Raw genomic sequence first — 10,632 nt, 5'->3', positions numbered from 1 at the left:
TTTTCATGGTGGGCTCCGGTGTGGTGTGGGGGTTGTGTTGGTGACACCACTGACTTTGCCGGGGATGGGTGGTCGGGGGATTCCGCTGACCGGGTGATGGGTGGGGTGAATGGCACGTCCACCGATCGGGGGACATGCGGTGGCCACGGGCCCTGCGTGCCTCACACCTCGCGGGCAGGAACCTCGACGATTGCGACGGTTCCACCGCGGGGATGATTCTCCAGTGACAACGTGCCGCCGGTGCCTTCGATGCGCACTCGACGCGAGGCAAGTCCGATGTGTCCCTTGGCCTGTCGCTGACGCATCAACTCGTCGACGTCGATGTCGGCAGGTAGCCCGATGCCGTCGTCCACGACGACGAGGCGCGCTCGGCCGGCATCGAACTCGGCGGTGACGTCGACCGTCGTCGCGGACGCGTGTTTGGTCACGTTCGTCAGCAATTCGCGCGCGGTGGCGAACAGCAGCGAGTCGGCGGACGTGCGTAGTTCGGGCGGCCAGCCCGCGGTGTCGACAGAGATCGTCGGGGCACCGGCGCGGCTACCGAACGAGGCGGCGAGGTCGGTGAGGGCCACCGACAGACCGGCCTGTTCGAGAACGGCCGGGTGCAGCTCACTCAGCGTCGAACGCAGCAACTGCGCCGCGTCGCGCAACGCACCGTCCACGCGATCGAGGGTCACCGGATCGGCGGAGTCGCGTAGCGTGGCGAGTTCCTGACGCGCCGCCAGCACATACTGCAGGGCCCCGTCGTGGAGGTTGTCGGCGAGATCTCGGCGTTCGCGTTCCTCGATCTCCATCGTCGCGTCGAGCAATCGGGCGCGTTCGGCGGCGAGCGCCCCGATCGTCCTCACCCGGGATCGTTGTAGGCGGGACAACAGGATCGCGCCGACGGCCAACGCCGCGACGACGAGGATGCGCAAGACGATCACCGACCACGGCTCGCCGTTCGACGTGCGGGCCAGCATGGATGAGGCGGCGTAGACCGCGGTCGTGACGATCACCACGACCGCACAGGTCCTGGGCTGCAACGCGATCGCCGCGATCATCGGCACGAGGACGAATCCGCTGAGGAGAACGTCGGTGGTCCAACTCAATTCGTTGGACTGGCTGGCGGCGACGGCGAGCGCGGTGAGCAGGAGGAGGTCGATCGGCAGCGCGATCCACGAGTATCGGATCATCGCTGATTCATGGCGGACGACCACGACCGCCCCGCCGATGCACCAGGCCGCGTAGAGAATCGCCGTCACGACGCTGAACGTCTCCGCGTGCGCGGGTGGGTCGAGGCTGACGGTCAGCAACACGAACAGCGACAGGAACAGTCGGAGGACCACCTGGATCCGGATTCCCCGGATCGCGTGGTCGATCAGGATGTCGTGGATCCGCGGTTCGTCGGCGAACTCGTCGAGACCCAGATAGCGTGTCGCTCCCGCGATCTCGACGCTGCCACCGTCGTCGACCCCTGGCTTCGAGGGGTCCGCGCTATTCGAGGAGCCCACGGCGCATCGCCTCGGCGACCGCGGCCGCACGGTCGGACACGCCGAGCTTCTCGTAGAGGCGCTGGGTGTGCGTCTTGACCGTCGACGCACCGATGTAGAGCTCGGCGGCGACCTGTGGAATCGACTGTCCGCGTGCAAATCCCGTGAGCACCTGGCGCTCCCGCTCGCTCAGGGCCGGCGCATCACGCTGGGTCTGCGCGCGGATCTCGCCGGCCAGTCCCGCGGCGAGTTCCGGCGGTACCACCGTCTCTCCCTTGGCCACCCGGGTCACCGCGCCGACGATGTCGTCGCGATCGGCGTCCTTCGACAGATAACCGGCCGCACCCTCTTGCAGCGCCCGGAAGACGATCGGGCCGTCGGTGACCGCGGACAGCAGCAGGACCCGGGTCGGCAACCCGTCGCGCGTCACCGCATGGGCGACCTCGACGCCGGTCATGTGCGGCATCTGGTGGTCGACCACCGCGACGTCGGGTTTCTCCCGACGGATCAGCTCGAGCCCGGCCAGGCCGTCGGCGGCCTCGCCGACGACCCGTACCCGCCCACTGGCGCTCAGGCCACGGGATACACCGTCGCGGAAGAACGGGTGGTCGTCGACGACGACCACGGTGACGAGGGTGTCCATCGGATCAGGATAGGCGGGGTGAGGCCCTGAACCGAGCCGAACAGTGCTCCCGTCCCCGAATGGGTCATACCGAGTGAGCACCCCGCGCCGGTCGCGCAACTCGACGCGATTTGGCAACCTCGGATCGGGGACCGATACCGAGGATCGGAGTGGGGGATGTATCGACCGGACCTGCACCTGGGAGCGCTGAGGGGCCCGCTCCCGCGATCGCCGCTGCATGTGCTGCGGACCTATCTGGCGGTGACGACGCTGCTGTACGCGGTGGGCGTGGCTCTCACGCTGTTCCCGACCGACGACTCGGCGACCCTGTCCGACCCGACCGGGGGACTGGTCGCCGTCGTGCTGGGGCTCGCGGCGCTGGGGTGGCTGTCGGTGCGGCCGCAGCGCCCGCTACCGGCCGTGATCGCGGCCGGTGTCGCCACCCCCGCGGTGATGGCGTTCCACGAGCTGATCAGCGCCGAGTTCCTGTGCATGATCGCGGCTATGTTCCTGGCGATGTACGTCCGTGCCACTCTTCCGCGTCGGCAGGCGTGGGCGTTCATCGGTGTGCTGACGGCCGGGTGCGTCGTCGCGCTTGCCGTGGCGCCCGCACCGAAGTACCTCAGCACCTACATCGTCGTCGCCGTCGCCATCCCGGCGGCGGCCGAGTCGTTCGGGTTGCTGACGCGGACGCTGCTCACCGCGGTCTGCTCTGACCCGCTGACCGGCGTGTTCAACCGCGCGGGCTGGGAACTCGCGACCGCGGGGCTCCTCGACGGACGGCGGTCGGCCGCGGCGGTCACGGTGATCTCGTGGTCAGTCGACGACTCCGGGACGACCGACGACCCGCGCGAGAGGGAGCAGCGACTGGTTCGCCGGGCCCGGACCTGCGTCGAATTGCTTCCCGCCGATTCCGCCCTGGCACGCCTGGCCGATTCGGAGTTCGCGATCTGCGTGGTGCACGACGACGATGGTCCACCCGGGCAGGCCGCGGCGTTGATCGAGGAGCTGCGTCGACACCTGCCCGATGCCTCACTCGCGGCGTCCACCGCGCCGGCGCCGGCAGCGGACGTCGCCGCCCTACGCGCGCAGGCGTCGTCCCGCCTGGCGTCCGCCAGACGCAGCGAGCCCGGGCCGGCCCGACATTCCGATCACCCCGACATGCAGTGAGGCGGGCGGCTCATCCGGGCAACCACCATGTCGAGCCCGGCATCGAGTTCTGCGATCGCGGTCGTGCCGATGCACATCGAATACGATGCCGCTCATGACCTCGGCCATCGTGGTGGGGGCGGGCCCCAACGGGCTCGCCGCCGCCATCACCCTCGCGCAGCGGGGCATCGTGGTGACCGTGCTGGAGGCGGCCGAGACGATCGGTGGTGGTGCCCGCTCGTCCGAGCGGATCCTGCCCGGCCTGATGCACGACGACGGCGCGGCCGTCCACCCGATCGGGCTGGCATCGCCGTTCTTTCAGAGCCTCGGACTCGCCGACCACGGCCTGGAATGGGGCTGGCCGGAGATCGACCTCGCACACCCGCTGCCCGACGGCCGGGCCGGCGCCATGATGAACTCGCTGGACGAGACCAGTCGGCTTCTCGGGGTCGACGGCCCACGATGGCGGAGCCTGTTCGGTCCGTTGGCGGAGAACTTCGACGACCTGGCGCAGGAAGTGCTGGGCCCGCTCCTGCACGTGCCGCGTCATCTCGGCCCGCTTGCCCGGTTCGGGCCCGCCGCTCTCCTGCCCGCAACCGTCCTGGGACGGGTGTGGCACACGGACGAGGCGGCGGCCTTGTTCGCCGGGAACGCCGCCCATGGGTGGTACCCGCTCACCCGGCCGACCACTTCTGCGTTCGCGCTGATGTTCGCCGCCATCTCGCATCGGTACGGCTGGCCGATCATCAAGGGCGGGACGGCCCGAATGCCGGAGGCCCTCGCCGCGGTGCTGACAACGCTGGGCGGCCGCATCGAAACCGGCCATCGGGTCAGCTCCCTCTCCGACCTCCCACCGGCGGATGTGATCCTGCTCGACCTGGAGCCCGGCGCGGTCGCCGACCTTGCGGGGGACGCACTCCCGAGCCGAGTCCGTAAGGCGTATCGACGGTTTCGGCGGGCGCCCGCCGCGGTCAAACTCGACCTCGCCGTCGACGGCGGAATTCCGTGGCGGGACGAGTTCTCCGGTCGGGCGGGCACCGTGCACGTGTGCGGCTCCGCCGCCGAGGTCGTCGCGTCCGAGGCCGAGATCCATCGTGGCCGGATGCCGGAGCGGCCCTTCGTCCTCGTCGCCCAGCAATATCTGGCCGATCCGGCGCGGTCGGTCGGTGACGTCCATCCGGTGTACGTCTATGCACATGTGCCGCATGGCTACAGCGGCGACGCCACGAACGCTGTGCTCGCGCAGCTGGAACGCTTCGCGCCGGGGACGCGCGATCGGATCGTCGGGTCCGTTGTGCGCACGCCCGCAGATCTCGCCGCGAGCAATGCCAACCTCGTCGGCGGCGACATCATCGGCGGGGCAAACGATCCCCTCCAGGTCGTGATGCGCCCCCGGATCGCGGCCGACCCGTATGGCACCGGAATCCCGGGTGTCTACATCTGCTCGGCGTCCACGCCACCGGGCGCCGGAGTGCACGGAATGTGTGGCCACAACGCGGCTCTGAGTGCACTGCGCCGGCTCGGCCCGTAGATCAGAGTCGCGATTGCCCGCGAGAACCCCCGGCGCTGCCGCTAGGGTCGGGGGATGACCGGGTGGTTCGATGAGCGGATCGTCGAGACCGGTCGCCTGCCGTTGTTCTTCCTGTTACTCGCCTTCGTCCTGACCTTCCTCTTCATCCGCTTCAGCGTGCGGATGATCCGCGCTGAGGTCAGCTGGTGGCCGGGCAACGTGACGCCGGGCGGGGTGCATGTGCACCACGCCTTCTTCGGCATGATGGCGATGTTGGTGGCGGGCTTCGGATTCGTCGCGGTCGACCCGCTCCGGACACCGGTGATCGACTGTGTCCTGGCGGCCCTGTTCGGCATCGGAGCGGCGCTCGTGCTCGACGAGTTCGCGCTCATCCTCCACCTGCGCGACGTCTACTGGGCGGAGGAGGGGCGGACGTCGATCGACGCGGTGTTCGTCGCGATCGCCATCGGTCTGCTCTTCCTCCTCGGGTTGCAGCCGTTCGGGGCGTTCGAGGTCGTCGGGGACATCCGGAACGAGAACGGCCTGGTGGCACGGCTGGTCGCGGCGGGTGTCGTCGTGCTCAACGTGCTCCTGGCGATCGTCACCCTGATCAAGGGCAAGGTCTGGACCGGACTGGTGGGCATGTTCGTCCCGGTCCTGCTGTGGTTCGGTGCCGCGCGACTCGCGCGGCCGCGATCACCGTGGGCCCGGTGGCGATACAAGAACCGCCCCCGCAAACTGGCTCGCGCGATCGGGCGTGAGCAGCGATATCGAGAACCGTTGATGCGATGGAAGATCGTCGTGCAGGAGGCGGTGGCGGGGCGTTTCGGGGTGCCCGACGCGCCGGCTCCCGTTCCGGTTCCCCCGCCGGCGTCCGTCCCGACGGCGGTCGGCGTGGTGACCGAGAAGGTACCGAGCGCGCTGGCGACCGCTATCCGATGGCGGCGCACGCGCCGGGCCCTGCGCTCGGTCCCGATCTGGCGGCTGCCGGTAGTGCTGGTGACGTTGGCGATCGTCGCCGCGTGGACCACCGTCGGATTCGATGAACTCCTCGAATTGGAAGTCGATCCCGGAACGCTGGCGACGCTGCTCAGCGTCATCGCTGGTTCGATGGCGACCCTGACCGGTCTCGTGTTCACCGCCGTCACGCTCGCGATGCAGTTCGGGGCGTCGTCGATCTCGGTGCGGGTGATCCCGATGTTGCAGCAGGAACCCGTCATGCGGTGGTCCACCGGCTTCTTTCTCGCGACCTTCGTCTACAGCGTGATCATCGCGATCGACCTGTCGGTCGGGGGTCCGGACGAGCCGACCCCCGGCCTGTCCACGGCGATCGCATTCATGCTCACCACCGTCAGCGCGTACCTGTTCATCGCGCTCGTCGGGAAGGTCGGGACGATCCTGAACACCTCGCGCCTGCTGCAGTGGATCGCCGACGACGGCCGGTCGGCTATCGTGCGGCAGCTGCCGCCGGCGGACAGGCACGACGAGAGCACCGCCGCAACCGAGTTCGGTACCCGCTCCGATTCCGACGCGAGCGACGCCGAGCTATTGGGGACCGGCCCGGGCGCGGCGACGGACCCGAATGCGACGGATGAGATGCGAACGCAGATCAGGCTGGGCGAGGTGACCGCGCGGGGGCGGGTCCTGCTGGCGGTCAACGGTGATCGTCTGCGGCGGTACGCGGCGTCGTGGAACGTGCGGATCAACGTGCTGGTTGCCGTCGGAGACCATGTGCCGCACGATCTCCCGGTGATCGAGATCGTCGGTGATCCGACCCAGGTGGAGAAGCGCCACGTGCTGGCCTGTCTGCTGTTCGGGGACACCCATCAACCCTCGGTGAGTCCCGCCGCGGCGCTGCAGGCGATCTCGGACATCGCGCTCAAGGCGATGTCGGCTGGGAGCAACGATCCGAGCGTCGTGGTCCAGGCGCTCGACCACACCGAGGACCTGTTGCTCCTGCTGGCTCCGCGGCTTCGCGGCGAACAGTTCTCGAGCGACCCCTCGGTCCGCGGCATCCGGCGCAGCTGGGCGGACTACGTCGCGATCGGGACCGACGAGATCCGACGGCACAGCACCGGCCAGGTTCAGGTGCAACGCCGCCTGCGCGCGCTGTTCGAGTCCCTTCTCGCCGGGTGCGGGCCCGCGCAGCGCTCGCCCGTGGCCGAGCGACTGGCCGTGCTCGACGCGCAGGTCGCCCGCGACTGGACCGACGACCTCGACCGGCGACTGGCCGCGGCTGCGGACCGGCAGGGATACGGGTCCGAGTTCGGCCGGTGAGGTGAGCAGATAGATCACGCGAATCGGACACAACCGATACCCTGAGTCCGTGCTCGCGTCCCAGTCCGCCGACCGTCGTGCGGTGGTCGACGAAATGCACGACTTCGTCGCCGCTGCCCAACGCGATTCGGGTTCCGCCCGCCGTGGGGTCGGCGTGATCACCGCCGGCCCGGGCGCCGGAAAGACCCATACGCTCCGGGAACTGGCCTCTGCCACAGATGGTTTCGTTCGCACGGTGCGGGCAGACGAATTGTCGTGGCGCCAACCGTTCGGACTCGCCGGGCAGCTGCTCGGAGTGGATCTGCCGACCCCGGTTCCCGATGGCTTCGACGACGATCTCTACGCGCGCGTGGACACGCTGTGTGCCGACGGGCCGCTCGTGCTCGTCGTCGACGATGCCCACCACGCCGATGCGGCGACCCTGGAACTGTTGTCCCGCCTCGTCCCTGCCACGCGGGTCCTACCGCTGGTGATGCTCCTCGGCCGGCGGCCGCTCCCAGAACGGGATCTGCTGAACCGGTTGGTGGCGCGAGCGGAGGTCGTCGACTGGTCCCTGCCCCCGCTGGGCGCCGACGAGGTCCACCGGATCTCGATCGAGACCGTCGGTGCCGCACCGGACGCCGAACTCTTCGGGCTGCTCGGTGCATCGGGTGGGAACCCGATGCACGTGATCTCGGTGCTGCGCGCGCTGCAGCAGTCGGGCGGTCTGCGGATCGTCGACGGTCACGCGGCGGTCGACGCACGCACCGCGTCGGGGGTACCGAGTGGACTCGAGGACGCGATCGCCGAACACGTCGCCCTCCTCGACGGTCGTGCCCGCGAGCTGACGCAGAAGCTCGCGGTCTGGGGCCGCCCGGCGACGCTCGCGCAACTGGCCGCGGTCGACGCGGTTCCGCCCGCCTCGCTGGTCGGGCCGGCCCAGTCGGCGATCGACGCCGGGATCGTCGGTGTCGACGACGGAGGAGCGTTGCGCTTCACGCACGACCTCTACGCCGACGTCACCTACGAACAACTCGATCCGATGCTGCGCTCGGTGCTGCACGACGCGATCGCCAGCCATCCCAGTACCCGGCACGATCCGCAGTCCGTGGCACATCACCGAATCGCCTCGGGCAGTGACGAAACCGCGATGTTCGCGGCGGTACGCCGCGCCGAGAGCGAACTCGCCAGCACACCGGCGGTCGCGGCGGAACTCCTGGAGACGTTGGCCGGCACCGCACGTCCGTCGGCGGGGGTCAACACCGCACTCGCGCTCGCCCTCGCCCGAACCGGACAACTCGACCGGGCCTCACGCGTCGCCGAGGACGGCATGGGACTGGCGACCGAGATCGCCGAGTTCGCCGAGCTGCATCGGATCCTGTTGTTCGCCCTGATCGCCAAGGGGGACACCGACCGGGTGCGGGACCTGATCGACGAGACCCTGCAACTCTCGGTCGGCGACGACGTCGCCGGCACGCTCACCGACCTGCGGCACTACGTGGGCATCCTCGACGGACGAAGACCCGCGCCGGACACCCCGTTCTTCGACGTCCAGCGGGACGCGTCCACCCGATCGGTGTCCGGCCTGATCGCCGAGGCACTACGCCGGTTCCTGCGCGGCGAGGTGGAGGAGGCGCTCGGGATCGCGCTGCTCGCCTCGCGTCGGGACGCGGCGGAATCCGCCGGCGGCACACTGTCGACGTCGTCGGCCGACATCTGGCCGTCGCTGATCGAACAGTATGCGCACGGCCCGGCGGCCGCGGCCGACCTGCTCGCGGGTGCCGCCCGGTTGCGATCGAGCCGGGGCGCCGACTGGATGACCGCCTACCACGAGTTCACCCGCGGCGGAATAGCTCTCGGGCTCGGCGACCTCGACGACTCGGCGGCATCTTTCGATGCCGGACTGGATCGCGCGGACTCCGCGGACATGGGCTGGAAGTCGATGGCGGTCGGCGGGCGGGCCATGGTCGACGTGCTGCGCGGCGATCTGGCGGCCGCGTCGACCCGCCTCGACGCGTGGGACGACACGGGACTACCGGACCAGTTCGGTTTCCCGGTGCCCACCCAGGCCCGCGCCCTGCTGCTCGAGGCGAACCGGAAACTACGTGCGGCCGCGACGACAGCCGGCAGCGCATGGGACCACGGCCACCGGTTCGGTCTGTACTCCTGGCTGCCCACCGTCGTTCTCGAGACCGCGCGGATCGGCGCGCGTGCGGGCGACACCGCGCTGCTCGGCAGCATTCTGGACGGGCTCGACGAGTTCCCGGTACCGCCCGCGCGGCCCATGTCCGGGCCCGTCGCGGTGGCCCGCGCGATGTGTTCGGTGGTGCTCCACGACGCGGACCCGTTGACGATCGTGCACGCCGCCGACGAGTACGCCGAGATCGTGCAGGCGGTCGGGGACCGGCAGTCCGAGGCGTGCATGTGGGAGGAAGCCGCGTGCGCGGTCGCCCTTTCGGGAGACCGGGACCGCGCCCGCGAGCTCGCCCGGCGAGCGATGCGACTGACGCGTGCCATGGGAGCAAGCACCAGCTCCGCACGCGTGGCCTCGCGGTTGCGTCCGTTGGGGATTCGGCTCGGCCCCGCGGCACGCGACCGGCCGACCCATGGTTGGGACAGTCTCACCAAGACCGAGACGACCGTCGCCGAACTGGTCGCGGCCGGCATGAGCGGCGGCGAGATCGCCGACCGACTGTTCATCTCGACCCGCACGGTGCAGACCCACGTCTCCCACGCCCTCGCCAAACTCGGCCTGCGCACCCGCGTCGAACTCGCCGCGTTCGTCGTGGGTCGGCAGCAGAACTGAGCATCGTCGCACGGTTGGCGCAGTTTTCTCCGTCATGACGCAGATGTACGCGTCATCGGTACGGCGGACAGTGGGTGTACCCCCAACGAGGACCCACCTCGGCCGTACCGAAGGAGACCACCCGTGAACGCCAAATCGATGATCTTGGGACTCGCCCCCTGGTTCGTGTTCGCCTGGGCGGCCGAACGCCTGGGTGCCGACCACGTCACGCTCGCCGCGATCGCCGCCTGCGCGCTGGCCCTGGCCGTCACCATCTACGAGGCCGTCCGCACCGGCGGCGGTTGGAAGATCATCGACGTCGCCGGGGTCGTCCTGTTCGGCGTCATCGCGCTCATCGGCATCGTCGGTGATACTCAGGTCGACGAAGCGCTCGTGTTCTTCGGTCGCGGTGGTTCGGCGTTCGTCCTCGCCGCGGTCATGGCCGTGTCCGCGTTCACGGTCCCGTTCACCGAGCAGTACGCCCGCGAGACCGTCGATCCCGCCCTGTGGCACTCACCCGTGTTCCGCGCGAAGAACCGCCAGATCAGCCTCTTGTGGGCCGGGGCGATCGCACTCATGGGCTGCTCGCACATCGTTGCCGGATTGCTGGCGTCGTCGGCGTCGGTGTCCGGCAGCCACCCGGGCAACATCCTGCTCAACTGGGTCGTGCCGATCGCGCTGATCGTGTTCGCGGTCAAGCGGACCCGGGCAATCGCCGACGCCGCGCCCAGCGCACCCGCCGCCTCCACCGCCCCGACCGCCGGCTGACCCCCGCGGCACAGCCCTCCTACCGACCCGCCCGAAGGACATCCGATGACCATCGCCACGCCCTCGCAGG

General features: G+C 69.8%; 7 protein-coding genes. 5 read left to right on the top strand and 2 right to left on the bottom strand.

Annotated elements, in window-relative coordinates:
• Window positions 1-161: 161 nt before the first annotated feature.
• Both FFS52_RS22915 and FFS52_RS22910 read right to left on the bottom strand, forming a co-directional pair.
• On the bottom strand, window positions 162-1,493 hold the full coding sequence (locus FFS52_RS22915; RefSeq protein WP_137811019.1) for an ATP-binding protein: 1,332 nt from the start codon (window positions 1,491-1,493) through the stop codon (window positions 162-164).
• Window positions 1,477-2,115: a response regulator transcription factor gene (locus FFS52_RS22910; protein ID WP_137811018.1), complete on the bottom strand. Its 639-nt coding sequence runs from the start codon at window positions 2,113-2,115 to the stop codon at window positions 1,477-1,479. Before FFS52_RS22910 ends, FFS52_RS22915 begins: the two co-directional genes overlap by 17 nt.
• Before the next feature lie 156 nt (window positions 2,116-2,271).
• Between FFS52_RS22910 and FFS52_RS22905 the strand changes: the two genes are divergently transcribed.
• The 5 genes from FFS52_RS22905 to FFS52_RS22885 all read left to right on the top strand — a co-directional run bounded on the left by FFS52_RS22905 (window position 2,272) and on the right by FFS52_RS22885 (window position 10,562).
• Window positions 2,272-3,264 carry a hypothetical protein gene (locus FFS52_RS22905; protein WP_137811017.1) on the top strand — a complete coding sequence of 331 codons (993 nt, stop codon included), beginning with the start codon at window positions 2,272-2,274 and terminating at the stop codon, window positions 3,262-3,264.
• A gap of 94 nt (window positions 3,265-3,358) precedes the next feature.
• On the top strand, window positions 3,359-4,774 hold the full coding sequence (locus FFS52_RS22900) for an NAD(P)/FAD-dependent oxidoreductase (RefSeq protein ID WP_137811016.1): 1,416 nt from the start codon (window positions 3,359-3,361) through the stop codon (window positions 4,772-4,774).
• 54 nt (window positions 4,775-4,828) lie between these two features.
• The gene (locus tag FFS52_RS22895; RefSeq protein ID WP_137811015.1) at window positions 4,829-7,030 is read left to right on the top strand and encodes a DUF2254 family protein; all 2,202 of its coding nucleotides are present in this window, start codon (window positions 4,829-4,831) and stop codon (window positions 7,028-7,030) included.
• A gap of 49 nt (window positions 7,031-7,079) precedes the next feature.
• Window positions 7,080-9,815 carry a LuxR family transcriptional regulator gene (locus FFS52_RS24085; RefSeq protein ID WP_283205454.1) on the top strand — a complete coding sequence of 912 codons (2,736 nt, stop codon included), beginning with the start codon at window positions 7,080-7,082 and terminating at the stop codon, window positions 9,813-9,815.
• A gap of 123 nt (window positions 9,816-9,938) precedes the next feature.
• Window positions 9,939-10,562 (top strand): hypothetical protein, encoded by a 624-nt coding sequence (locus FFS52_RS22885; protein ID WP_065631305.1) that lies wholly within the window; start codon window positions 9,939-9,941, stop codon window positions 10,560-10,562.
• Window positions 10,563-10,632: the final 70 nt, after the last annotated feature.

Source organism: Gordonia sp. ALPHA1B1 (assembly GCF_005502615.1).
Lineage (GTDB): Bacteria > Actinomycetota > Actinomycetes > Mycobacteriales > Mycobacteriaceae > Gordonia > Gordonia hongkongensis.
The sequence above is the reverse complement of the archived record's forward strand: the minus strand, read 5'-3'. Positions and strand labels throughout refer to the sequence as shown.